General features: G+C 69.1%; 19 protein-coding genes and 1 pseudogene. 13 read left to right on the top strand and 7 right to left on the bottom strand.

Annotated elements, in window-relative coordinates; translation table 11 throughout:
• Window positions 1–105: 105 nt before the first annotated feature.
• The 4 genes from ACFQ91_RS04030 to ACFQ91_RS04015 are packed head-to-tail and all read left to right on the top strand — an operon-like array spanning window position 106 to window position 4,767.
• The gene (locus tag ACFQ91_RS04030) at window positions 106–1,590 is read left to right on the top strand and encodes a GntP family permease (RefSeq protein ID WP_198498316.1); all 1,485 of its coding nucleotides are present in this window, start codon (window positions 106–108) and stop codon (window positions 1,588–1,590) included.
• Window positions 1,587–2,954 (top strand): four-carbon acid sugar kinase family protein, encoded by a 1,368-nt coding sequence (locus tag ACFQ91_RS04025; protein ID WP_198498315.1) that lies wholly within the window; start codon window positions 1,587–1,589, stop codon window positions 2,952–2,954. Before ACFQ91_RS04030 ends, ACFQ91_RS04025 begins: the two co-directional genes overlap by 4 nt.
• Before the next feature lie 44 nt (window positions 2,955–2,998).
• Complete coding sequence (gene pdxA / locus ACFQ91_RS04020) at window positions 2,999–4,045, top strand: 4-hydroxythreonine-4-phosphate dehydrogenase PdxA (RefSeq protein ID WP_344251329.1); 1,047 nt, start codon at window positions 2,999–3,001, stop codon at window positions 4,043–4,045.
• Window positions 4,045–4,767, top strand: a complete 723-nt coding sequence (locus ACFQ91_RS04015) for a DeoR/GlpR family DNA-binding transcription regulator (RefSeq protein ID WP_198498313.1) — start codon at window positions 4,045–4,047, stop codon at window positions 4,765–4,767. The genes pdxA and ACFQ91_RS04015 overlap by 1 nt, the downstream gene beginning before the upstream one ends.
• A gap of 70 nt (window positions 4,768–4,837) precedes the next feature.
• Here the strand turns inward: ACFQ91_RS04015 and ACFQ91_RS04010 are convergent, their stop codons facing one another.
• From ACFQ91_RS04010 to ACFQ91_RS04000, 3 genes and pseudogenes are all read right to left on the bottom strand, one after another.
• A complete protein-coding gene (locus ACFQ91_RS04010; protein ID WP_198500927.1) occupies window positions 4,838–5,743 on the bottom strand; it encodes a dioxygenase in 906 nt (301 codons plus the stop codon).
• 93 nt (window positions 5,744–5,836) lie between these two features.
• Window positions 5,837–6,838: pseudogene (locus ACFQ91_RS04005) on the bottom strand (maleylacetate reductase); the annotation flags it as partial.
• On the bottom strand, window positions 6,835–8,664 hold the full coding sequence (locus ACFQ91_RS04000) for an FAD-dependent monooxygenase (RefSeq protein WP_198498312.1): 1,830 nt from the start codon (window positions 8,662–8,664) through the stop codon (window positions 6,835–6,837). The gene ACFQ91_RS04000 and the pseudogene ACFQ91_RS04005, both read right to left, overlap by 4 nt.
• A 152-nt stretch (window positions 8,665–8,816) precedes the next feature.
• Here ACFQ91_RS04000 and ACFQ91_RS03995 point away from each other — a divergent pair, with 152 nt between their 5' ends.
• Window positions 8,817–9,788 carry a helix-turn-helix domain-containing protein gene (locus ACFQ91_RS03995; RefSeq protein ID WP_198498311.1) on the top strand — a complete coding sequence of 324 codons (972 nt, stop codon included), beginning with the start codon at window positions 8,817–8,819 and terminating at the stop codon, window positions 9,786–9,788.
• 27 nt (window positions 9,789–9,815) lie between these two features.
• Here the strand turns inward: ACFQ91_RS03995 and ACFQ91_RS03990 are convergent, their stop codons facing one another.
• Window positions 9,816–10,535 (bottom strand): FadR/GntR family transcriptional regulator, encoded by a 720-nt coding sequence (locus ACFQ91_RS03990; RefSeq protein WP_198498310.1) that lies wholly within the window; start codon window positions 10,533–10,535, stop codon window positions 9,816–9,818.
• 97 nt (window positions 10,536–10,632) lie between these two features.
• Here ACFQ91_RS03990 and ACFQ91_RS03985 point away from each other — a divergent pair, with 97 nt between their 5' ends.
• The 7 genes from ACFQ91_RS03985 to ACFQ91_RS03955 all read left to right on the top strand — a co-directional run bounded on the left by ACFQ91_RS03985 (window position 10,633) and on the right by ACFQ91_RS03955 (window position 19,469).
• Window positions 10,633–11,511, top strand: a complete 879-nt coding sequence (locus tag ACFQ91_RS03985; protein ID WP_198498309.1) for a VOC family protein — start codon at window positions 10,633–10,635, stop codon at window positions 11,509–11,511.
• A 58-nt stretch (window positions 11,512–11,569) separates the two neighbouring features.
• Window positions 11,570–12,412, top strand: coding sequence for a fumarylacetoacetate hydrolase family protein (locus ACFQ91_RS03980; protein ID WP_198498308.1), 843 nt, complete (start codon window positions 11,570–11,572; stop codon window positions 12,410–12,412).
• 331 nt (window positions 12,413–12,743) lie between these two features.
• On the top strand, window positions 12,744–13,628 hold the full coding sequence (locus ACFQ91_RS03975; RefSeq protein ID WP_198498307.1) for a universal stress protein: 885 nt from the start codon (window positions 12,744–12,746) through the stop codon (window positions 13,626–13,628).
• A gap of 1 nt (window position 13,629) precedes the next feature.
• Window positions 13,630–15,147, top strand: a complete 1,518-nt coding sequence (locus ACFQ91_RS03970) for a PLP-dependent aminotransferase family protein (protein WP_198498306.1) — start codon at window positions 13,630–13,632, stop codon at window positions 15,145–15,147.
• A 171-nt stretch (window positions 15,148–15,318) separates the two neighbouring features.
• Window positions 15,319–16,692 (top strand): aspartate aminotransferase family protein, encoded by a 1,374-nt coding sequence (locus ACFQ91_RS03965; RefSeq protein ID WP_232623541.1) that lies wholly within the window; start codon window positions 15,319–15,321, stop codon window positions 16,690–16,692.
• Window positions 16,693–16,699: 7 nt separating this feature from the next.
• Window positions 16,700–17,866 (top strand): phosphotransacetylase, encoded by a 1,167-nt coding sequence (locus ACFQ91_RS03960; protein ID WP_232623540.1) that lies wholly within the window; start codon window positions 16,700–16,702, stop codon window positions 17,864–17,866.
• 16 nt (window positions 17,867–17,882) lie between these two features.
• Window positions 17,883–19,469, top strand: coding sequence for an APC family permease (locus ACFQ91_RS03955; protein ID WP_198498304.1), 1,587 nt, complete (start codon window positions 17,883–17,885; stop codon window positions 19,467–19,469).
• Between the two features lie 53 nt (window positions 19,470–19,522).
• Here ACFQ91_RS03955 and ACFQ91_RS03950 read toward each other — a convergent pair whose 3' ends face one another.
• From ACFQ91_RS03950 to ACFQ91_RS03940, 3 genes are all read right to left on the bottom strand, one after another.
• Window positions 19,523–21,277, bottom strand: a complete 1,755-nt coding sequence (locus ACFQ91_RS03950) for a cobalt chelatase (RefSeq protein WP_198498303.1) — start codon at window positions 21,275–21,277, stop codon at window positions 19,523–19,525.
• A 1-nt stretch (window position 21,278) separates the two neighbouring features.
• Entirely contained in the window at window positions 21,279–22,286 is a 1,008-nt protein-coding gene (locus ACFQ91_RS03945) for an AAA family ATPase (protein WP_376917324.1), read from the bottom strand.
• 73 nt (window positions 22,287–22,359) lie between these two features.
• The gene (locus ACFQ91_RS03940; RefSeq protein WP_232623539.1) at window positions 22,360–23,208 is read right to left on the bottom strand and encodes an IclR family transcriptional regulator; all 849 of its coding nucleotides are present in this window, start codon (window positions 23,206–23,208) and stop codon (window positions 22,360–22,362) included.
• Window positions 23,209–23,353: 145 nt separating this feature from the next.
• Between ACFQ91_RS03940 and xsc the strand changes: the two genes are divergently transcribed.
• A complete protein-coding gene (xsc, locus tag ACFQ91_RS03935) occupies window positions 23,354–25,174 on the top strand; it encodes a sulfoacetaldehyde acetyltransferase (protein WP_198498301.1) in 1,821 nt (606 codons plus the stop codon).
• The last annotated feature ends 4 nt before the right edge of the window (window positions 25,175–25,178 follow it).

The raw sequence follows: 25,178 nt of genomic DNA, 5'->3' as shown, positions 1-25,178 counted from the left end.
GTTATGGCACATACTTGCTCATGCTGTGCATAACGGTGCGTCGCTGACCGCCCGCACCGCGCACCTCTGGCCGGACCGACCGGTCAGCCTCAATGTGGAGGACCCATGGACCTGCAGCTCATCCTCGCCCTCGTCGCCGGGATCGCGACGATCGTCGTCATCGTCCTGGCCACGCGCCTCGACGCCTTCATCGCTCTCCTCCTGGCAGCGATCGTCACCGGCATCGTCGCCGGTGAGGATCTGCTCTCGATCGTCGACGCCGTGACCACCGGGTTCGGCAACACCCTCGCGAGCATCGGAATCGTCATCGGCCTCGGCGTGGGCATCGGCAAGATCCTCGAGGTCTCCGGCGCCGCCGACTCGCTCGCCCGCGCCTTCCTCCGCGCCTTCGGCAAGGGCCGTGAGCCCTGGGCGATGGGCACCGTCGGGTCCCTCGTCTCGATTCCCGTGTTCTGCGACTCCGGGTACGTCATCATGAACCCGCTCGCCCGCTCGATCGCCCGCGTCAAGCGCGGCGGCTACATCACGCTCGCCCTCGCCCTCGGCGCCGGCATGACGCTGACCCACCACATGGTCCCGCCGACTCCGGGCCCGCTCGCGGCCACCGGCATCCTCGGCGCCGATCTCGGTGCCGTCATCCTCACCGGTCTCGTCTTCACCGTCATCCTCCTGCCGGTCGTCGTCATCTACGCCCGCTGGATCGGACCGAAGCTCGAACCCTTCCTCAACGTCACAGTCAAGCACGACGTCTATACGACGGTGACCGCGGGAGCACCGGAGACCGCAGGGGCAGCGGAGACCGCGGCGCCGGTCTCGCCGACCACGGAGACGACGACCGCCGGAGGCGCAGCGGACACCGGAGACGGCACCGGAAGCCCGCGGACCGCCGGTGGCAGGCAGCCGGGCGCGGTCCTCGGCTTCCTCCCGCTCATCATCCCGCTGCTCCTCATCGTCGCGAACACCGTGTCGACGGCGATCGACCGCAACGCCCAGGGGATGCTCGCCGGCGACGACTACGAACCGTCCGCGTGGGTCGCTCCCATCGCCTTCCTCGGCAACCCCGTCGTCGCGCTCATCATCGGCCTCGTCCTCGCCGTCTACACCCTCCTGCCGCGCCTGACCCCGCGCACCCAGGTCCAGGCCTGGCTCGCCGACGGCGCCGCCTCGGCCGGACTCATCCTCCTCATCACCGGCGCCGGCGGCAGCTTCGGCATGGTGCTGCGCGAATCCGGGGTCGGAGACGCCCTCGCCGAGGCGATCGCCTCGATCAGCCTGCCCGCCCTCCTCGTGCCGTTCATCATCGCCTCCCTCGTGCGCATCGCGCAGGGTTCGGGCACGGTCGCCATGATCACCGCCGCCTCGGTGACGGCCCCGCTCATCGCCCCGCTCGGGCTCAGCCCGCTCGTCGCGGTCATGGCCTGCACCGCGGGATCGATGGTCTTCTCCTACTTCAACGACTCGTACTTCTGGGTCGTCACCCGCTTCGCCGGCCTCGACGGGGTGCAGGCGATCAAGGGCTGGTCGGGGATCACGACCGCCGTGTGGCTGGGTTCCATTCCGCTCCTCTTCGTGCTCGACTTGGTCGTATGAGCAGTGCAGACGGCGACGCGGAGACGTCGCGCATCCTCATCATCGCCGACGACCTCACCGGCGGAAACGCGTGCGGGGCCCTCTTCGCCGAGGCGGGTCTGCGGACGATCACCGTGACGTCCACGAGTGCGACGGAGACGGTCGACCTCGACGTCCTCCTCGACGACTACGACGCCGTCGTCCTCAATGCCGACTCCCGGCACCTGCCCGCCGCCACCGCGGCCGAGCTCACCGCACAGCTCGTGGCGAGCGCCGGGAACATCGACCTCGTCGCGTGCCGGATCGACACGACGCTGCGGGGCAATGTCGGGGTGAGCGCCGAGGCGGCGCTGACCGCCCGACGCCGGCTCGCCGCCCGCGCGGACGGCCCGGCGAAGAGGGTCATCGGCCTCTGCATCCCCGCCTTCCCGGCCGCCGGACGCACGACGGTCGAGGGCCTGCAGCTGCTCGACGGGCGGCTGCTCGAGCACACGGAGCTGCGCCGCGACGTCCGCTCCCCCATGCACACCTCCGATGTCGCGCAGATCCTTCGCGACGGCACCGACCTCGACTGCCATCTCATCGACATCTCCCAGGTGCTCGCCGGTCGCCATGCCGTCCGGGAGGCGGTGCTCGCCGGGATCGCCTCGGGCGCCGACGTCATCATCGTCGATGCGCTGACCACCGAGCACATCGAACTCGTCGGCTCGGTCGTCGCCGCAGTGACCCGGGAGATCGCCGCGGAAGCACCCGATGCAGGGGCGGACCCGCCCGGCGGTGAGACCCTCGACTGGGTGACGATCGATCCCGGTCCCGGCAGCCTCGCCCTCGCCCTGCCGCTGCTCCCGACGCGGCCGAACGGGATCATCCTCGGGATCTCCGGATCGGCCACCGAGGTCACCCGCGCGCAGCTGGCCACACTGTCCGAAGACCCCCGCAACGCCGTCGTCCGCGTCGTCCTCGACGAGGACGGCCTGCCCGCTGTCGAGGCCACGATCGCCCGGGTCGAGGGCGTCACCTCGGCGAAGGCGATCATCATCGCCACCGTCGTCGACGCCTCCGATCTGCGCAGTCTCAGCGCCGCGGCCGCGGAGGAGACGACCCGCCGGCTCGCCGCCATCGCCGAGCTCATCATGACCTCCCCGGCCGTCACCGGCCTCTACACCACCGGCGGGGACATCACCGCAGCGGTGATGCGCGCGGTGGGCGCCGTCGGGATGGAACTCGAGCGGGAGATCATCCCGCTCGCCGTCGGCGGTCGCCTCGTCGGCGGACGCGCCGACGGCCTGCCCATCGTCACGAAGGGCGGTCTCATCGGCGACTCCGACACGGCAGCCCTCTGCCTCGACTACCTCATGGCGACCTCCCGGGTCGGGCAGGGATGAGCCCGATGCCGACCACCGAGACCGCACCACCGAAGGAGTATGACATGACCGCACCCATCCTCGCCGTGACCGTGGGAGACCCCGTCGGGATCGGCCCGGAGATCACCGCCCAGGTGCTCGCGGAGTTCTCCGCCCGCGACGACCAGCACGGCGTCGCCGTCGCCGATCTCGCCGTGATGAGACGCGCCGTCGACGTCCTCGGCCTCGACGTCGAACTCCGCCCGATCACCGACTTCGCGACCGCCTCGGCGGGAGAGGGCGTCATCGACGTCTTCGACATCGGCGTGCTCGGTGACGACCTGCCCGACTGGGGCGTCGTCGACGCGCGCGCCGGCCGTGCCGCGGTCACGGCCATCGAAGTCGCGACCAGGGCGGCGATGGATGAGGAGATCGCCGGCATCGTCACCGGACCGATCAACAAGGAGGCCGTGTGGCAGTCCGGCTCTGAGCACCTCGGGCACACGGAGATGCTCGGCGAGCTCACCGGGGTGACGAAGCAGGACACGATGTTCGTCGTCGAGAACGCGAAGGTCCCCGACCACAAGCTCCAGATCTTCTTCGCCACGCGGCACATGTCGCTGCGGAAGGCGATCGACGCGCTGTCCGTCGAGACGCAGATCGATTCGATCGAACGCGCCCATCGCGCCCTGCAGCTCTACGGGGTCACTGCGCCGCGGCTCGCCGTCGCCGCCCTCAATCCGCACGGCGGGGAGAACGGGGCGTTCGGGGACGAGGAGATCGAGATCCTCCGCCCCGCCGTCGAGGCCGTCAACGCCGCCGGTCGCTTCGACGTCGCCGGACCCATCCCCGCCGACTCCGTCTTCCACCAGGGGCTGACCGGGCGTTTCGACGGGATCCTCTCGCAGTACCACGACCAGGGGCACATCGCCTCGAAGACGTACGACTTCGACGGCACGATCTCCGTGACCGTGGGCCTGCCGATCCTGCGCACCTCCGTCGACCACGGCACGGCATTCGACATCGCCGGACAGGGACTCGCCGATGCCGGCACGATGCGCTCGGCCTACCGTGCGGCGATCGGCTATGCGCCCTTCGTCGACGGCATCCGCGCGGAGTACCTGCCGCGGTGATGGCCGTCCGCAGCAGCACGGCCAAGCGCCGCGACGACATCCGGTCCCGGCTGAAGTCGGGGGCGTGGTCGATCCCGCGCCTGGCCGCCGAGCTCGGAACCTCGGAGTCGACGATCCGGCGGGACCTGCGGGAGCTGGCCGACGCCGGTGAAGTCATCCGCACGATCGGCGGGGCGACCGCCGCCGGGTACGTCGAACCCCCACTCGGTCAGCGGATGGAGCAGCAGGCCGAGGCGAAGGACGCGATCGCCGCCCACGCCCTGAGCCACGTAAGCGCGCAGGTGCGCACGATCTTCCTCGACGCCGGATCGACGACCGTGCGGGTGGCCGAGCGTCTCCGCGACCGCGACGACCTCACCGTCATCACCCGGGGACTCGAGATCGCGCTGACGCTCGCGCACCCGAACGGTCCGCGTGTGACCATGGTCGGCGGTGAGGTCTCGACCCTCTCGCACGGGACGACGGGGGCGCTGAGCGACCATGCGCTCGCACGCGTCCACGTCGACGTCGCGTTCCTCGGCGCCGACGCCGTCGACCCGGACGTCGGCATCGGGGAGCCGACGCTCGCCGAGGCCAGGACGAAGGAGCTCATCGCCGAGCGCGCCCGCAGCGTCGTCGTCCTCGCCGACTCCTCGAAGTCCGGTCGCGAGGTCGCGGCCTGGGCGCCGCTGCCCGACGGGTGGATCTGGATCGACGAGACCGGCACGCGAGCCACCGGGTGAGCAGCGGCGGCGCCTGACGCCCCGGCGTCGTCACTCGACGATCTGCCCGGTCGTCGTCGCCCGGTCGTCGTCAGACGCCTGCGGGAGCGAGCACGATGTCGAAGCGCGTGCGCGACCACGGCAGGTCACCGAGGTCGCGGCCGTCGGGGGTCGGGGTGCCCGCCGGCTGCTGCGCGAAGTCCTTGATGAGGGAGTCCTTGACGCCGAAGACCGAATCGCTGGTGAGCAGTTCGTCTCCGGAGACGAAGATGTGGGTGACGAGCGTGCGCAGGCCCGGGGCCGTGACCATGAAGTGGAGGTGGCTCGCCCGCATCGGCGAGCGCCCCGTCGCCGCCAGCAGCCGCCCCACCGGTCCGTCGTCGGGAATCGGGTACGGAGTGGGGGTGAGCCCCCAGAACCGGAACGACCCGTCGTCGTCGGAGAACAGATGCGCCCGCCCGTAGACGCGGTCGTCATCGTGCTGGACGTCGTAGAGGCCGTCCTCGTCGGCTTCCCAGACCTCGATGCGGGCCCCGGGCACGGGAGCCCCGTCGGTGTCGCGGACGACGCCTTCGACCCAGCACGGCTCTCCCACTCCTCCCCCGGCGATGTCCCCGCCGGCGGGGATGAGCGGGGCGTCGTCGACGAAGAACGGTCCGAACACCGTCGCCTCGGTGGCGTCACGGTAGGGCTGGTTGCTCACGTTGATCGTCTGCATCGATGCGCCGAGGACGTCGGAGAGGAGGATGAACTCCTGCCGGCGGTCGTCGGTGATGTGTCCGACGTCGGTGAGGAAGCCGATCGCCCGGTTCCATTCGTCCTCGGTCAGCCGCACGTCGCGGATGAGTCCGTGGAGGTGGGTGACGACCGCGGTCATCAGCTGCCGGAGGCGGTCATCGGGGGTGCCCGAGAACGAGGCGATGACCGTGTCGATGAGCCGCTCCTCGACCTCGGCCGGGGTGAGCCCGGCAGCGTCCTCGGCCGCCTCGGCGGCGATGCCGGTCCCGCCCGGCGACCCCTGCGGGGCGACGGTCTGGGGCTCATCGCCGCGCCGGGCGGCGGTGAGCAGCGCCGTGAGGTTCTCCCGCGTCACCGGCTGGGGGTTGTCGCCGGGGATCGCTTCGAGGGCGAGGTCGACCGCCTCGGCGATGTCACCGGATGCGAATCCGAGCTCCGACAGTGCCCGCGGGGCGCCGACGGCCTCGCGCAGCCGCTGGAGTCCGGCGACCGCGGTCTCGGCTCCGAACGCCTCCGCCATCCGCGCCTCGGCCTCGGGCACGGCGGGGGCGTTGAAGGCGAGGACGTAGGGCAGGACGATCGCATGGGTCTGGGCGTGCGGGAGGTCGAAGGTGCCGCCGAGGACGTGGGCGATCTTGTGGTGCATGCCCGATCCCGCCGAGGCGAAGGCGACGGCGGCGAGGTAGGCGCCGTAGAGCGTGGACTCGAGCCCCGTCAGTGCGGAGGATTCCGCGCCGAGCTGCGGCAGACCCTCGCGCAGCGCCCGGATGCCTTCGAGGGCGAGCGCCCGGTTGATCGGGTCGGCGGCCGGGGCCCACAGCGAGTCGATGCAGTGGGCGAGGGCGTTGAGGCCCGAGGCGACGGCGAGGTCGTGGGGCAGGTCGCGCAGGAGGTCGGCGTCGTAGATGACCGTGCGCGGCAGCACCGCATCATCGACCCCGGTGCGCTTGCGGCCGTTCTCGGTGCGCCCCCACACGTTCGTCGCCTCGGAGCCGGAGAACGTCGTGGGCACGGCGATGACCGGGATCCGCGTCTGCAGCGCGACCGCCTTCGCCAGCCCCGTTGCCGAACCGCCACCGACGCTGACGACGAGGTCGATGTCGCCGACCTCGGCGGCGGCCACGGCACGATCGGCCACCTCGGCGGGCACGTGCATGACGACCTCCCGGTGCCACAGGGCGACCGGGAAGTGGTCGGCGAAGTCGGTGACCTTGTCCGCGGCGGATCCGGAGACGATGACCATGACCCGTTCGGCCCCGAGGCGCTCGACCTCCGCGGCGACTGCGGCAGCGGCCTGCCCGGTGCCTAAGACGACGCGCTGGCCGAGGGTGGTGTGCGTGAAATCGAAGGTCATGCGATGTCACCGAGCCTTTCGTTCGAGTCTGCCGGTCCCGTCGCCAGGATAGCGGCGAGAGCTGAGGTGAGCTGGTCGGCGGCGTCGTCGGGCAGGGACGGCACCCGCCACGCGACATGCTTGTCGGGACGGACGAGGATCGCACCGTCCTCGGCGACGTCGCGGAGGCGATCCCAGTCGAAGTAGAGGTCGGTGACGTCGCGGTCGGGGCCGATGACGACGGTGCCGATGTCGACGCCGAGGCGCTGCCCGGCCGCCTGCGCCGCCTCCTCCCAGCCGGCGCCGGTCGTCCCGGTGATGAGGGTGAACCGGGTGTACGGGGCGAGGTCGTGGGTGGAGAGCTTCTCCCGCGAGTTGCCGACCCAGGCATGGGGCAGGCGCACGCCGGGATCCGTGCCGGCCTGGTAGTAGAGCTCGGGGTCGCGCGGGTTCTCCGTCGGGTCCCGGTCGTCGGCGACGACGGCCGTGGAGACGTAGCGCTGTCCGAGTTCGACGCCGTGGGCGTTGAACTCGTAGTTCTTCACCTCCATCGCCTCCCTCACCTTCGTCCGCACGGCCGCGCCGTCTGCGGTGGCGTCCTTGCGGGCGGCGATCGCCTCGTTCATCTCCTCCTCGGTCTGGTCGGGGGTGAGCCCGAGGGCGTCGAAGAGCTGGGCGAACTCACGACCGGACTTGTTCGCGCGGGTGACGATCTGCTCGGCGACCGGGGCGCGTTCGGCGCTGTAGGTCTCGAGCAGGTCCTCTCCGGCCTCTCCGCGGAGGACGGCCGCGATCTTCCACGCGAGGTTGTAGGAGTCCTGGATCGAGGTGTTCGATCCCAGTCCGTTCGACGGCGGGTGCTTGTGCACGGCGTCCCCCGCGCAGAACACCCGGCCCGACTGGAGTCGGCTCGCATACTGTTCGTTGTTGCCCCACAGGGAGATCCCGGTGATCGTCGCCTCGAGGTCGGGGTCGCCGATGAGGTTGCGCACGATCTGCAGCGCGTCGGCCTCGGTGACCTCCGGCGGTCCCTGCGCGATGTCGAAGCCCCAGACGATGAGCCACTCGTTCCACGGTCTGACCATGCGAACGAGTCCCGCGCCGATGCCGCCGATGTTCGATCCCGGCTGGATGACCCAGTAGAGGACCGAGGGCCGGTGCCCGACGAGCGTCTCGAGGTCGGCGGTGAAGGTGATGTTCATCGATCCGGCGATGTCCATGTCCCCGACCATGGGCAGGTCGATGTCGGCGGCGACCTTCGACCGGGCGCCGTCGGCGCCGATGAGGTACTTCGCGCGGATCGTCAGCTCCCGGCCGGTCAGGCGGTCGAGGACCTGGACGTCGACGTGGTCGGGATGCTGGGTGTGGGAGAGGTATTCGGCGGAGAAGCGGGCCTGCGTGCCCCGCATCGTCGCATTCCTCACGAGGATCGGCTCGAGGTGGGTCTGCGGGATGTCGCAGTTGAGCGATGGGGAGGCGAGTTCGTAGTCGGCGTGCCGGGCCGGGTGGTTTCCCCAGGTGAGGATCCGTCCGATCTCCTCACCGGCGAGGGACGTGCAGAAGACGGTGTCGCCGATCATCTCGTGCGGGGTCGCCTCGGCGAGGACCTGGTCCTCGATGCCGACGTCGCGGAAGATCTCCATCGTCCGCTGGTTCGTGATGTGCGCCCGCGGGGTGTTCGCCGTCCACCGGTACTTCGTGATCATGATGTTGGGGATCCCGAGGGTCGAGAGGAACAGGGCCGCTGACGCCCCCGCCGGACCCGAACCGACGATGAGGACGTCGGTGTCGACGATGTCCCCCTCCGGGGTGGCTGTCTCTGCGACTCCGTCGTCGAAGATGACCATGGTGACTCTCCTTGTCGTGTGGTGCGGTGGTTTCCGCGTGGCCTCGAGGGTGGCACGGGCCGGTGCGCGGGGTCATCTCGCCGAGGTGATCGTGGCCGAAATCGTCAAAAAGCTGAGATCCGGCTCACGCCGTCACGGCTACGATGAGAGGCATGATCGCCAGCGCGGGAGACCCACCGGTGCGCGCGCGGTTCTCCACCGACGCCGCGCCTCCCGCGCGCCGCGTCGAGGACTGGGAGGCCTACCATGCCGCGGCCCTCGTGGGCCTGCGCACCGTCTCCGCCGGCGGCGCCGCCTTCCGCGCGGTGACCTCGACCCTCGACCTCCCGCAGGTGCGCATCGCCAAGGTCACGGGCACCCCGCATGCCGTGCGGCGCGGGCCTGCCGAGATCGCCGGCCACCCGGCGTCCGGGGCCCTGCTCTATCTGCCGCTGCGGGGTGCGAGCACGTTCGCCCATCGGGCGGGACAGCTGACGCTGGGACCCGGCCGGGGCATCGTCGTCGACGGTGACACCGCGTTCGCGCGCGGCCTCGGGGCCGGGGTCGACGAGCTCGTCGTCCGCCTTCCCCGCCGCACGCTCACCGATCTCACCGGCCGGTCCTCGTGGCCGACCCCGACCGCCCTCGACCTCGACGACTCCGCGAGCCCGACCGCACCGGGCAGGGCTTTCGCCGAGGTGGCCGAGGGCCTCATCGACCGACGCCTCGGCGGGGGTGCGCCGCTTGAGGGGCGGCTCCTCGACCTGCTCGGCAGCGTGCTCACCGCGGCCTCCCCCGGCGGGAGCATCGTCGAGGAGGCGCTCACCGTCATCGCCGATCATCACCGCGAGCCCGATCTCGGTGCCGCGCGCATCGCCGGGCACCTCGGGGTCTCGGAGCGGCAGCTGACCCGCATCCTCGCCGAGGCGGGGCTGAGCGTGCCCCGCGCCGTGCTCGGTGCCCGCCTCGACACGGCGGCCGGGCTGCTCGCCGATCCGCGCGCCGCGGGCCTGAGCATGGCCGAGGTCGCTGCGGCCAGCGGCTTCCGGTCGGCGGCGCAGTTCTCCCGCACCTACCGCGACCGCTTCGGCATCAGCCCGCTGCGCCACCGCCGACAGCTCGCAGCCGAGCTGCCCGGCAGCTGACCAGGGACCCGGCCGGTGAGCGAGGTGTCATCCGTTGAGGTTGTGGAGGGCGATGAGCTCGCGGGCGCGCTCACCGTCGCGCGCCGCGATCGCGTCGACGATCTCGACGTGGAGGTCGTAGCGGGACCGCACGTACTCCGGCAGCGGGGCGTCAGCGCTGCCGGCGATGCTCACCGCGTGGTCCTCGAGCAGCCCGAGGACGCCGAGGTAGACGGATCGCAGCATCTGGCTCGGCGACGCCTCGGCGATGACGCGGTGGAGCGCCCAGTTGGCCCGGGCGAACTCGAGGTGCTCGCCGGCGTCGAGGGCCGCGCGCATCCTCTCCAGCTGCCCGCGCATGCCGGCGATGTCGGCCGGCTGCGCGGAGGTCACGGCGTCGTCGATGAGCAGCGGGTCGAGCGCGTCGCGGATGCGGATGGCGTCGGGGACGGAGGGCTCGGCGGTGTCGAGGGCGAGCATCGCGTTGCCGAGGCGGGCGATCGCGGACTGCTCGTCGACGAAGATGCCGCCCCCGGGTCCGGGCTTCATCGTCACGTATCCGCGTGCCTGGGCGAGCGCGAGCGCCTCGTTGAAGGTGCCGACGGACACCCCGCATTCGGTGCGCAGCGTCTCCTTCGTCCCCAGCCGCGTGCCCGCCGCATGGCGCTGGGCGATCGCGATGATCATCGCCGTCGCGGTCTCCGTGCGGCTCGCCGCTGTCCCGGCGGACGTCGCCGCCGCCTCGGCGATCTGCTTCGTCGCAGGCATCGCCACCTCCTTGTCACGTCACCCTTGATTATCCACGATTCACTGCTATCGTAATCATCATAATCATTATATCGATTAGCTCAATGAGGAGTACGGCATGACCGCACAAGGATCCATCTCGGAAATCGGCTACGTCTCCCTGCTCACCAGGGACCTCCACGCCTCGATCTCCAACGCCGTCGACGTCTTCGGTCTCGTCGAGACGGAGTCGACGGCGAAGAAGGCGTTCCTCACCGCGCAGAACAAGCACCACGAGCTCGTCTACACGCAGTCCGACCAGGACGCCGTGGACCACCAGGGGCTCGTCGTCGAGAACTCCGCGGAGCTCGAGGCGATCCGTGCGAAGGTCGACCGCGGCGGGTACACGATCGTCTCCGAGCAGCCGATCGAGGACCACATCGAGGAGGGCTTCGCCTTCGTCGGCCCCGAGGGCTTCACCTGGCAGATCTACACCGAGAAGCTCGACTACAGCATGCTCAAGCGGGGCACGACCGCTCCTGATCGCCTCGGGCACACGAACATCCAGGTCCTCGACGCCCCGGCGCAGACGGAGTTCTTCAAGGACGTCTTCAACTTCGCCGTCTCCGACCAGATCGGCAACGAGCACTTCTTCCTGCGGTGCAACAACGATCACCACGGGGTCGCGATCTTCACGTCGAACAAGACCGGAATCCACCACCACGCATGGCAGGCCGGGAACGTCTACGATCTCGTCCGCCTCGGCGACCGCCTCGCCCGGCGGGGTGCGCGCCTGGCGTGGGGACCGGTGCGCCACGGGGCCGGCGACAACGTCGCCGTCTACTACGTCGAACCGACCGGTGCGGTCATCGAGTACTACTGCGACATGGAGACGATCCGCGACAAGGACCGTCCCGCCCGGCACTGGGACCCCGACGACCTCTACTGGATCAACCAATGGGACGGTCAGGTGCCCGCCGACATCCTCGACCACGGGATCCCCAACCGGCAGCGCTGACCGCCGCCCCATCCACCCTGTCATCAGCTCAACCTGTCACCAACAGAGAAGGACACCCATGAAACTCGCCAACCACAACTCCCGCGCCGTCATCGTCACCGGCGACAACCAGGGCATCGATGTCGCCGCGGCCAGCGACGGCCGGTTCGGCCCCGAGATCCAGGATGTCTACGATCAGTGGGACGACTTCCTCGCCTGGGCGCCCGAGGCGACCGGTGAGACGGTGACCATCGACCCGCAGCAGCTCGGCGCGGTCTCCCCGCGTCCGCTGCAGTCGATGGGCGTGGGACTCAACTACGCCGAGCACGTCACCGAGAGCGGTTTCGACACCCCGGAGAAGCTGCCGCCGGTGTTCCCGAAGTTCCAGTCCTCGCTCACCGGTCCGTTCACGACCGTCAAGCTCGTCGCCGACGGACGGAACGACTGGGAGGCCGAGCTCGTCATCGTCATCGGACGCGAAGCCCACGACATCGCCGAGGGCACCGGATGGGACTACGTCGCCGGCGTCACCGTCGGCCAGGACCTCTCCGAGCGCGCGATCCAGCTCGACGGACCGGCCCCGCAGTTCGGCCTCGGGAAGTCCTACCCCGGCTACTCGCCGACGGGTCCGTGGCTCGTCACCCCCGACGAGCTGCCCAACCGCGACGACCTCGCGATCTCCGATAAGCTCGACGACGAGGTCGTCCAGGACGGTCGCACGAGCCAGATGCTCTTCGACGTGCCCTCGCTCGTCGAGAAGCTCTCGGAGATCCTCACCCTCCATCCCGGCGATGTCATCTTCTCCGGCACCCCGTCGGGCGTGGGCTTCACGCGCGAACCGCCGAAGCTCATCCAGCCGGGGCAGGTCCTCGAGACGACGATCGAGGGCATCGGCACGATCCGCCAGGAGTTCGTCGGCTGAGTCCCGGGTCCGATCGGGTCGGGGCACCGGGTTCGTCCTGATACGAGACGATCGTCCTGACTCCAGAGGTTCGTCCTGACATGAGAGGGGGCGGAGGCGCAGGCCTCCGCCCCCTTCTGCGTGCTCTCTCGACAAACCTGTGCGTGCTCTCTCGAAAAACTGGAACGCTGCGAGGAGAATCTCCGCAGAATTCGAAACCAAGTTGCCTTTGCTCATCTCTCATGCCGAACGAGGTTGTGATCGCTTCGCCCTCGCCCCTATAGTGACGAGCATCGGCGCGAACACCGACGTTCTCGATGCCGACTCGTTTCGACCTGCCGGAGGGTGAGCCATGCGCTATGTAGTCGGACTGACGAAGGACAGCCGGGGCCGCGACGCGATCTCGCTGGCGACGACCCTGGCGCAGTCGCTGGACGACCCCGGTGCGGTCGAGATCGATCTCGTCCACGTCATCAGCGGCGCACACCCGGACGATGCCGCCACTCCTCAGGAGCGGGAGTACCAGCGCCTCAAGGCCGACGAGGCCGAGGAGTGGATGGCGAAGTCCCTCTTCCTCATCCCGAAGACCCTGCGGGCGCGCGCGACGATCCACTTCGCCGACTCGATGGCGGAGGGGATCCTCGAGGTGGCCGCTGTCAGGCGCACCGATCTCATCATCGTCGGAGCGGCCAGTCACGGACCGTTCCGCCGCTTCACCGTGGGATCCGTCGCCAATGCGCTTCTCCACACCGCCACCGCCCCGGTGGCCCTCGCTCCGGCAGGCTACCTGCCGCCCAGCGATCTCACCCGCATCACGTGTGCGCTGGGCACGCGGACCGGCGCCGAGGCGGTGCTCCAGGTGGCCGTCGACTCCGCCGTCCTCCATCGCGTCCCTCTGCGGATCATCTCGCTCGTCTCCCTCGACGCCGTCCCCGCGGCGAACGCCCCCGACAAGCACGCCGAACGCGTGCTCGAGGAGGCATCGGCCAGCGTCGACGGCGCCGTCGACGTCTCCGTCGACATCGCTCGCGGGCGCTCGACGGAGGCCGCGATCGAGAGCCTCGACTGGAGCGAGGGAGAGATCGTCCTCATCGGATCGAGCCGACTGGCGCAGCGCCACACGATCTTCCTCGGCACCACTGCCAACAAGATGCTCCGCAGTCTGCCCGTGCCCATGGTCGTCATCCCCCGGTACCATCCCCTCGACGGTGCGGACAGTCCGTCCCAGCCGATCTGAGATGAGCGCGACTTCCGACGATCAGCACGACCGTCGCCGGACCGAGATCCGATCGCCGATCGAGATCAGCGCCGCTGCCGATGAACCCCTCTACCGGCAGCTGCGAAAAGCTCTCGAGCATCAGATCATGTCCGGAGCGTTCAACCTCGACACTCCCCTGCCGTCGTCCCGGACGCTGGCGCGCGAGATCGGAGTCTCCCGCAACACCGTCAACGCCGCGATCCAGGAACTCGTCGCCAGCGGGCTCGTCGAAGCCCGGTCGCGCAGCGGCCACTTCGTCAATCGCGAGCTCGTCGAGGGAGAGACGGACGCGACCGAGCCGGTGCCGGATCGAGCGGAGTCGATCGACTGGGCCGCGAAGGTGCGCGTGGGGGCGGACGCCGCACTGCCGGAGATCGTCAAGCCCAAGGACTGGCGCTCCCGCCCGTACCCCTTCGTGGCGGGCCAGATCGATCCCGAGGAGTTTCCCCGCCTCGCCTGGGCGAAGGCGCTGCGCACCGCGATGGATCCCGAACATCTCTGGCACTCCGTGCGCGATGCCGTCGACGAGGACGATCCGATGCTCGTCGACATGCTGTGCCAGCGGATCCTGCCGGCGCGCGGCATCCACGTCGGCGCGGAGAACGTCCTCATCACCGCCGGCTCGCAGCAGGGGCTCGATCTCCTCGCGCAGATGCTCATCCACCCCGGGATGCGAGTCGGAGTCGAAGACCCCGGCTACCCGGATGCCAAGCACTCCTTCGCCCGGATGGGAGGCAGCCTCGAGGGCATCCCCGTCGACCGCCGGGGAATGGTCGTGCCCGACAGCCCGCCCGATCTCCTCTACGTCACACCCAGCCATCACTGCCCGAGCAACGTCACCCTCGACTCGGCACGGCGCCGACACCTCCTCGCGCAGACGCGCACCGCCGATTCGCTCATCATCGAGGACGACTACGATTCGGAGTTCCGCTACCGCGGCAAGCCCACCCCTGCACTCAAAGCACTGTCGGGATCCGATCACGTCATCTACCTCGGATCGTTCTCCAAGTTCCTCGCCCCCGGTCTGCGGCTGGGCTACATCGTCGCCGATTCCGGGCTCATCCGACGGCTGCGCACCCACCGCCGCTATTCCATCCGCCACGTCTCCGGGCACACCCAGCGCGCCATGGGTCTGCTCATCGAATCCGGGCAGTACCAGCGCACCGTCGTCCGCCGCCGCACCCACCTGCGGCAGAAATGGCTGCGCCTGACCGAGGCGCTGACGGCCGAGCTGCCGTGGACGATCCCCTTCCCGGCCGGCGGGGTGAGCGTCTGGATCGCCGGTCCGCCCGAGCTCGACGCCCGCGACCTCGCCGCCGAATGCCTGCGCCGCGGGGTCGTCATCGAAGGCGGTGACGCGTTCTTCCTCGATCCGCAGGGCTCGCGCAACCACTTCCGCCTCGGCTTCTCCGTCATCGGACTGGAGGCGATCCCCGCCGGTGTCAAGGAGCTGAGATTCGCGCTCGAATCCCTGCTCGGCAGTCCTCTGACCAGCTGAGATGCCGATCCCCGCGCTGGTACCAAAGAAATGCCACCGGATTGGGGCTTCAGCCGCGGGCCCGTCGACACCAGAGTGAGACCAGGATCACTTCCATCGATGATCCCGGCCGCACACACCGTCGTGGCGGCCACGACTGCAGGATTGGAGAGTCGCGTGACGAACTCGGATATGAGAAGCCGTGCACAGAAGCACCTGTTCCCCCACTTCACCACCGGGAAGGTGTGGAACGACGACAGTCTGCCGATCATCGTCGGCGGTGAGGGAAGCTATCTCACCGACGAGAACGGCGACCGCTACCTCGACGGCCTGGCCGGCCTCTTCTGCGTCAACATCGGACACGGGCGCACGGACATCCCGCAGGCCGCGTTCGAGCAGATGAGCCGGCTCGCCTACTGGACGAACTGGGGCTCGGCCCACCCGGCAGCCATCGACGCGGCGACCTTCATCGCCGAGCACGCCCCGGGCGACCTCGAGACCGTGTTCTTCGTCAACTCGGGGTCCGAAGCCGTCGAGTCAGCCGTGAAGTTCGCGCGCCAGTACCACGTCGCGCAGGGTGAACCGCAGCGCACGAAGATCATCGCCCGCGACATGGCCTACCACGGGACGACTCTCGGGGCCCTCGCCGTCACGGGGATCCCGGCCTACAAGGCACCCTTCGGCGATCTCATGCCGGGCGTCTTCCACGTCCCCAACACCCTCGGCGAGACGATCCCCGAGGGCGGCACCGCCGCGGATCTTCCCTCGATCCGCGCCATCCGCGAGCTCATCGAGGCTGAGGGAGGCGACACCTTCGCCGCGCTCTTCGCCGAGCCCGTGCAGAACTCCCGCGGCGCTCTCGTTCCTCCCGACGGCTACTGGCAGGAGCTGCGCAGGATCTGCGACGAACACGGGATCCTGCTTGTCGCCGACGAGGTGATCACCGGATTCGGGCGCCTCGGCGAGTGGTTCGGCTCGATCAAGTTCGACGTCGTCCCCGATCTCATCACCTTCGCCAAGGGCTCCACCTCCGGCTACGCGCCCCTGGGCGGGGTCATCATCCGCAGACCGCTGGCCGAAGCCGTGCTGTCCTCACCGCAGGCGGGCCTGTTCACGCACGGCGCCACCTGGGGCGGACACCCCGTGAGCACCGCGGTCGCCGTGGCGAATCTGACGGCCGTGGAGAACGAGAACGTGCTCGGCAATGTCCGCAGCCTCGAACCCTACTTCCAGAACGGCCTCGACCGGATCGTCGAGGACCATCGCAGCATCAGGGAGTATCGGGGGGCCGGATTCTTCTATGCCATCGAGATGATGGGCGATCGGGAGACCGGTCGCGAACTCACCCCGGAGGAGTCGAAGACCGTCCTCACCGAGGTGATCCCCGCGGCGATGAGAGAGGTTCAGCTCATCACGCGGCCGGACAACCGCGGAGCGACGATGCTCGTGCTCTCCCCGCCGCTGACTGCCGACCAGGACGTCCTCGACGACCTGCTGACGAAGGTCGACCACGTCATGAGCGCAGTCGACGCCCACCTCGGCGCCTCACTCCTCACCGCGGTCTGAGGCAGCGATGAGCAGCTCACCGGTCGCCGACGCCGCGCCCGACCTCGCCGGGGAGCCGACCGCGATGCCGGACGGCATCGACGATCTGCTCGTGACGCGAGTGCGCGAGGAGGGTGCGGGGATGCCCGCACCCCGGATCATCCTTCCCGAGGGGGACGATGAGCGGGTGGTGCGTGCGGCCGGTGTGCTCGCCGACCTCGGCTTGGCCCCCGTGCTCATCGGCGATGCGGGCACCGTCGGCGCCCTCCGCGCAGACGGTCCGCGTCGGCCGGTCCTCCCGACGGTCGAGGCGGCCGACCTCGCCCACGGTGCGGCCGGCGCCGTCATCCGGGCGAAGGCGGTGGGACGCCATGCGGGAGCGGCCGACACCTGGCTGAGCGATCCCGTCCACCTGGGAATGGCCGCAGCGGCGGCCGGCATCGGGGACGTCGTCGTCGCCGGTGCGACCCGCCCCACGGCCGACGTCATCCGCTCGGCGCTGCGCATCCTCGGTCTGGCACCGGGCACCGCGCTGCTGAGCTCATCGTTCCTCATGAAGCTCGCCGACGGCCGGTATCTCGGGTTCGGCGACTGCGCCGTGGTGCCGAACCCGGATGCTGCCCAGCTCGCCGCGATCGCCCGCGCCACCGCGGACACCTTCACCTCGATCACCGGGGAGTCGCCGGCAGTGGCGATGCTCTCGTTCTCCACCGCCGGCTCGGCCGATCACCCCGACCTCGAGATCATCCGCTCGGCGACAGCCGCTCTGAGCGCCGCGCACCCCGATCTCGAGGTCGACGGGGAGCTCCAGTTCGACGCTGCGCTCATCGACTCCGTGGCGCGCGCCAAGGCGCCCGAGTCGACGGTGGCGGGGCACGCCAATGTGCTCATCTTCCCCAATCTCGCCGCCGGCAACATCGGCTACAAGATCGCCGAGCGCCTCGCCCATGCGCAGGCCTTCGGGCCGCTGCTCCAGGGCCTGGCCTCGCCTGTCAACGACCTGTCCCGCGGGGCGAGCGCAACCGACATCGTCAATGTCGCCCTCATCACCGCCCTCCAGCATCTGACGACGCAGAGCCGCGATCGGCGCTCCGTCGCAGATCCCACTCAACGTGCGGCCGCGCGGCGCACCGGCGCCACGGGCACCCGCCCTCAGCGCTCCCATTCACCGCGCCGAACGATCACACGTTCGTGATTGAAGAAGAGGTTCCATGTCCGAGTCAACAGAGCATTCGACCCCGCAGACAGCACCTGCCGTGACCGCACACCACGATCAGCCCGAGCGGCTCGCGAAGACGCTCAAACCGCAATGGGTCTTCGCCATCGCCCTCGGCTCGGCGGTCGGGTGGGGAGCGTTCATCCTTCCCACGGACTGGCTCGCCACCGGAGGACCGCTGGGCGTGCTCTCCGGCTTCGGCATCGGTGCGGCGCTGATGATCGTCATCGCGGTCAGCTACGGCTTCCTCATCCGCACCTTCCCGGTCTCCGGCGGCGAACTCGCCTACGCGCTCATCGGCTTCGGTCGCGTGCAGGCGTTCTTCGCAGGATGGTTCCTCACCTTGGGCTACATCTGCATCGTCGCCCTCAACGCCTCGGCGCTGGCTCTCCTCTTCCGCACGCTCATGCCCTCGATCATCGAAACCGGATATCTCTACACGGTCGCCGGATGGGACGTCTACCTGCCGGAGGTCCTCATCTCGATCACCGCGCTCGTCGTGTTCGCCCTGCTCAACATCCGCGGCAGCGCGATCTCCGGCCGCATCCAGTTCTGGGCCTGCGTGATCATGATGGTCGCCGTCGCCGCGATCCTCATCGCCGTGCTCGCCAGTCCGGTCTCCGTCATGGCGAACATGTCGCCGAGCCTGCCCGACGGTGTCAACCCGTCGGCGGCGATCTTCGCCATCGTCGCCATCGCCCCGTGGGCCTTCATCGGATTCGACAACGTCCCCCAAGCCGCAGAGGAGTTCGACTTCTCCCCGAGCAAGGCGATGCGGCTGATCATCCTCGCCATCCTCGCCGCCGCGGCCCTCTACATGGCGATGGTCTTCGCCGTGGCGGTCGCCGAACCGTGGCAGGAGCTCGCGACGTCCGGATCGGCGTGGGGCACCGCCGAGGCGGTCACCGGAATCATGGGCGGCTCCGGTCTGTTCCTGTTGGCCGTGGCCATCACGATGGGGGTGAGCACCGGCCTCAACGGCTTCTACGTCTCCGCCAGTCGCATCCTCCTGGCGATGGGCCGGGCACAGATGATTCCGCCGGTCTTCGCCCGTCTCCACCCGAAGTACAAGACCCCGCACATCGGGATCCTCGCCGTCATGCTCATCTGCCTCATCAGCCCATGGTTCGGCCGTGCCGCACTCACGTGGGTCGTCGACATGTCCTCGATCGGCGTGACGATCGCCTACCTCTACACCTGTCTGTGCGCCTTCCGGATCTTCCGCCCCAGCAGCGAGACTCCGGCCGCGGATGCTCTGCCGGGCACCTACTCGACGGTGAAAAAGGTCCTCAGCGGTCTCGGAGCCGTCATCGCGGTCTTCTTCATGGGCCTGCTCCTCATTCCGGGGTCACCCGGAGCCCTGGGCAGGGAGTCCCTCATCGCGCTGGCCGTCTGGATCGTCATCGGCATCGTCTTCTTCGTCTCCCGAATCCGGCACAACCGCCGCCTCACCGACGCTCAGGTCGACATGCTCGTCCTCGGCAACGAGCGTCCGGCACCGACCCGCTTCAGGGAACGCGCGCAGCTGCGCCGTGAGGGTGCACTGCCGCAGCCCGACGACGAGACCTCACGCGAGGGCTGAGAGTCCGCACGCCACGGCGGTCATGCCTGAGCACCCGGTCAGCCGGGGAACGCTCAGACATGACCGCCGTGGCGTCCCAGCGCGGTCCTCAGGGCCTCGACGACCGCGCGGGTCGAGGCGCGATCGCCGAGAGTCTCCGGCTCAAGGGCGATCGCCGACTGGTAGAAGTCGGAGACGTCGCATCCGAGGCCGACTCCGATGAGGTGACGGTCCGGACGCGCCGCCGCCGCGATCGTCGCAGCGAGGTCCCTCGCCAGATAGTCCTCGTCGTTGGCCTCCGCGGTCGCCCCGTCTGCCGGACTGCCGTCGCTGACGACGACGAGCACGGTGCGCGCGGCATCGACCCGGTCGAGGCGCGTGAGCGCCCAGCGCACCGCTTCCCCGTCGACGCCTTCCCGGTAGAGCGAGAGCTTGAGCAGGCCGGCGAGAGCGAAGCGGGCCCGGCGGGCAGTGGTGGCGGAGTCCTTGAAGACGAGGTGGTCGACCTCGTTGAGTCGACCGATGCCGGCCGGGGACCCGGACCTCTGCCAGGACCTCTTCGGTCGTCCGCCGTTCCACGCGCCGGTGGTGAAGCCGAGGACCTCGGTGACGACATCGAGACGGTCGAGGGCCGTGACGAGACCATCGAGGAGAGCGGCGAGTCCGGCGGCGTGGGGCTTCATCGACCCCGAGCAGTCGAGCAGGAACGTCACCGCGGTGTCCGGCTGACCCGTCGTCGTCACATCCCTGAAGACACGGCGCTCCCCCGGTGAGGTGATGAGGCGGGAGAGTCGGCGCGGATCGAGGACTCCGGATTCACCGTCCTCGAGGTCGCAGACCTCGACCGGAGCGGCGACGACGGGCTGGAGTCGGCTGATGATCGGCGCCACCGGCGCTCGCCGGTCCTGCGTCTGCTCATCGAGCTGCCGACGCAGATCGCGCAGCTGCGCCGGGCGGACGACGTCACAGATGTGACGGGTGCTGTCGAAGCTCGCGTCCCAGATCGCATAGCCGCGGCCGGCCGATCCCGGCGACTCCGGCGACCCGCCGGGAGCGGCGAAGGGACTCTCGGAGACATCGAGCACGAGTGAGAACGCCGAGGCGGTACCCCTGCGGCGCGGTCGGGTGCCCTGGCCCCACTGCTCCTCGTTCTCGGCCATGCGCGCCGCGACGAACGCGGCGAAGTCGAGCGCGGCGGGAAGGAACGCCGACTGGGACGTCCGCGTCCGTCGCAGGCGGACCAGCAGCTCACCCATGTCCGCGGCGAGATCGGCTCGGGTCGCCTCGATGAGGTCGACGCAGTCCTCGCTGATCGGCTCTCCGGTGAGCGTCGAGCGCGCGACCACCGTGATCGTGAGCAGAAGGATCCCCTGGTGGGTCTCGTGCAGGCGCGAGCCGAGGAACTCCCGGCACCACTCGGTGTGCCGCTGCGCGAGATTCTGTCGCACCCCGGGCAGGTCCGCCAGCGCCTCGCATCGGAACTGCTCGAGGACCTCGACGACGAGCCGCTCCGCCGTCGAGTCCGGAAGGGCTGACCTGTGATCGCCGAGGTCGCTGTGGCGCATCCGCAGCGCCATCGCATCGGCGGCTCCGCGCAGGGAGGAGAGGCCGGCATCGGCCAAGGAGGGATAGAGGTGCGGAGCGTTGAGAGGAAGTCTCCCGTGGGTGTCGATCGGACGGGCGCCCCAGCGGTCGAGGTCGGAGTCTCCCGACAGCGCCCGCAGCACTCCTGCCAATGTCCGGTCGATGCGTCGCTGCTCGTCGGCGCCCCGCGAGCGGGACCGGTCGGCAACATCGCGGTGTCCCCGCGGTCGGGTCGACGGGTCCATCTCAGTCCACCGACAGCGAGGTCAGCACTGCGGGATCGGTGCCGAAGCCGCGTTGGAGGAATTCGCCGAGGAGAACGTGCTCGGACGGGTCGCAGCGGTTGGCGAAGGAGAACTTGAAGGCGAGTTCGACGTCGTTGAAGATCAGGGCATTCTGCGCCCAGGAGATGACGGTGCGCGGAGACATGAGCGCGGAGAGATCGCCGGCGGCGAAACCTGTCCGGGTCATGTTCGCCACGGACACCATGGTCTCCGCCGTCTCCCTCCCGAACCGCTCGACGAACCCGGGCACTTGGCCGGTGACGACCTCGTACTCACGCTGCGGTGTCAGATAGTCGAGCTTCGCGACGATGCCCCACCGGTCCAGCTGGGCCTGGTTGAGTCGCTTGACGCCGCTGTAGAGGCCGTTGAGGTTGCCCAGTCCGACGGTGTTCGCCGTCGCGAAGAGCCGGAACTGGGAGTGCGGACGGATGACGCGGTTCTGTTCGGTGAGCGTGAAGAGACCCTCCCGCTCGAGCAGCCGCTGGATGATGAACATCACCTCGGGCCTGCCTGCGTCGTACTCGTCGAAGATCAGCGCCATCGGTCGGCCGAGGGCGAACGGGACGATGCCGTCCTCGAAGCGGGTGCGCGGATGGCCGTCTTCGATGACGACCTGGTCCTTGCCGACGAGATCGGTGCGGGAGATCTGACCGTCGAGGTTGATCCGCATGACCGGCCAGTTGAGCCGTGCCGCGACCTGTTCGATGTGCGTGGACTTTCCCGTGCCGTGCAGACCCTGGATGAGGACGCGCGAATTGTGGATGAACCCCGCGAGGACGGCCCGGGTCACCTCCGGGTCGAAGCGGTAGTTCGGATCGATGTCCGGGACGAGGCTGTCGTCGCCGGTCAGCCGCGGCACCTGCAGGTCGCTGTCGAGGCCGAAGAGCCGACGGGCGGATTCCCAGGTGATCGAGTCCCCGGCCGGCGTGGGGTCGGACATGGTGCTGAGCGGATCCGTGGCGGTGCGCATGGTCGGCGCTCCCTTCGTCTGGCGTTCCCCGAGGCGAGAGGCGGTCCGCTCCGGCGACGCATTCGTGGTCGTATCAGGCGATCTCGGTGCTGCGGTCGATGTCGTCGATGCGGGAGATCTTCTCGGCTGCGGCCTGCACCAGCGGCAGGAGAGCGACGAGATCGTCCTCGGACTTCCGCAGCACCGGGGCCTGAATGGCCACGCACTGATTCGACCTCCCCGCTTCTCCGGGGACGAGCACGGCCAGGCACACGAGTCCGTCGAGGTACTCCTGGCGGTCGACGGCGAATCCCTGCTCCCTGATCTCGGTGAGCTCCGCGTCGATGCGGTCCGGATCGGTCATCGTGTGTGGGGTGAAGGCCGGCAGCTGCGACCCGGCCAGCAGACGGCGGCGCTGAGTCTCACCGTACTGGGACATGATCATCTTCCCGCTGGCCGATGCGTGGATCGGCACGCGGGCTCCCGCTTCGAGGTGGACCCGCAGGGGGTGCTGAGTCTCGACGCGGTCGAGGTAGATGACGTCGCTGCCGGCGACCGTCGTGAGGTTGCAGCTCTCCTCGACATCCTCGGCGAGCTGGGCCAGGATCGCGCGACGAGCCCCGTGCCGTGTGTCGTTGAGCAGAATGTCCTCGGCCATGCGCCGCAGGCGCGCACCCGTTCCATAATGCCGGCCGTCGCTGTGCCGGGTGATGAGACCGGCGCCCTCGAGCTGCTGGAGCATGCGGTGAAGCGTGGGCTTGGGCAGTCCGGTCTGCACGACGAGGGACTGCAGGGTGAAGATCTCGTCGCGCGTCGAGATCAGCTCGAGCAGCGAGATGAGGCGCAGCGCCGGCGTCTCCCCGACGAGCGAGAGTTCGGCGCCGAGGCCCGGTTCCGCGAGATTGTCCATGAGCACGCCCTCCTTGGTGTCTCGGAAAATCATACCAAACAGAATAATAACCGGAACACGTATTGACGCGGTCGCCCGCCACCGCCTAGTGTTCTAAGTGTTCAACTTTTTCATCCGAATTGAACGAATAAACGAGACCTCGAAGACGTGGTCTTCCCAACCTCAAGGAGGAGTTGGCATGACAGAACTCGCTGATCGGACCGAGGTCGACGCACCCGAACACGCTCCGAAACCGCAGAAGATCACCTCCTCGGAGGCATTCGTCGAGACCATGGTGGCCAACGGCGTCACCGATGTGTTCGGCATCATGGGATCGGCATTCATGGACGCGATGGACATCTTCGCGCCGGCCGGCATCGACTTCGTTCCGGTCGTCCACGAACAGGGCGCGGCCCACATGGCCGACGGATACGCTCGGGCATCCGGCCGCCACGGAGTGGTCATCGGGCAGAACGGGCCCGGCATCTCGAACTGCGTGACCGCGATCGCGGCGGCCTTCTGGGCGCACTCCCCGGTCGTCATCGTCACGCCCGAAGCGGGCACTAACTCGATCGGGCTCGGTGGATTCCAGGAAGCCAATCAGCTGCCGATGTTCCAGGAGTTCACGAAGTACCAGGGCCACGTGACGAACCCCGCGCGGATGGCCGAGTTCACCGCCCGCTGCTTCGACCGGGCCCAGTCGGAGATCGGGCCCACCCAGCTCAACATCCCCCGTGACTACTTCTACGGCGAGGCGGCCCCCGACATCCCGCAGCCCCAGCGCATCGATCGCGGTGCGGGCGGCGAACAGAGCCTCAACGATGCCGCAGAGCTGCTGGCCCAGGCGAAGAACCCGGTGATCATCTCCGGCGGCGGAGTCGTCATGGCCGACGGAGTCGAGGAGTGCATCGCCCTGGCCGAGCGCCTCGGCGCACCCGTGGTCAACAGCTACCAGCACAACGATTCGTTCCCCGCCAGCCATCCGCTGTGGGCGGGCCCTCTGGGCTACCAGGGGTCGAAGGCGGGAATGACCCTGCTCAATCAGGCCGACGTCGTCCTCGCGCTCGGCACCCGCCTCGGACCGTTCGGCACGCTCCCGCAGTACCAGTTCGAGTACTGGCCCACGGAGGCGAAGATCATCCAGGTCGACGCCGACCACAAGATGCTCGGACTGGTGAAGAAGATCGACGTCGGCATCTGCGGCGATGCCAAGGCCGTGGCCGCCGAGCTCCTCGGGCGCCTCAACGAGAAGACCGTCATCAGCGACGCCACCAAGGACGAGCGGGCGAATCTCATCCGCGCGGAGAAGGAGGCCTGGGAGGCCGAACTCGATTCCTGGACCCATGAGAAGGACGAGTTCTCCCTCGACGTCATCGACGAAGCGGAGAAGGAGGAGGGCAACTGGCTCCATCCGCGTCAGGTGCTGCGTGAGCTCGAGAAGGCGATGCCCGCCGACGTCATGGTCTCCACGGACATCGGCAACATCAACTCGGTGGCGCACAGCTACCTGCGGTTCGAGCGTCCGCGCAGCTTCTTCGCCCCGATGAGCTTCGGCAACTGCGGCTATGCGCTGCCGACGATCATCGGCGCGAAGCGAGCCGCTCCGGAGCGCCCGGCCATCGCATATGCCGGTGACGGCGCTTGGGCGATGAGCATGGTCGAGGTCCTCACCGCCGTCCGCCATGACATCCCCGTCACCGCGGTCGTCTTCCGCAACCGCCAGTGGGGTGCGGAGAAGAAGAACCAGGTCGAGTTCTACGGTCGCCGCTTCATCGCCGGTGAGCTCGACAACGGGGAGAGCTTCGCGGCGATGGCAGAGAGCATGGGCGCCGATGGGATCGTCGTCGACAGGCTCGAGGACGTCGGCCCTGCACTGCAGCGGGCCGTCGATGCGCAGATGAACGAGGGCAGGACCACGGTCATCGAGATCATGTGCACGAAGGAGCTCGGCGATCCGTTCCGGCGCGACGCACTGCGGATGCCGGTCCGCACACTCGACAAATACAAGGACTTCGTCTGAGGAA

This window comes from Brevibacterium sp. NPDC056726 (assembly GCF_042790515.1).
GTDB classification, from domain to species: domain Bacteria; phylum Actinomycetota; class Actinomycetes; order Actinomycetales; family Brevibacteriaceae; genus Brevibacterium; species Brevibacterium sanguinis.
Note: the sequence above shows the minus strand (reverse complement) of the source record. Positions and strands in the feature narration are given on the sequence as shown.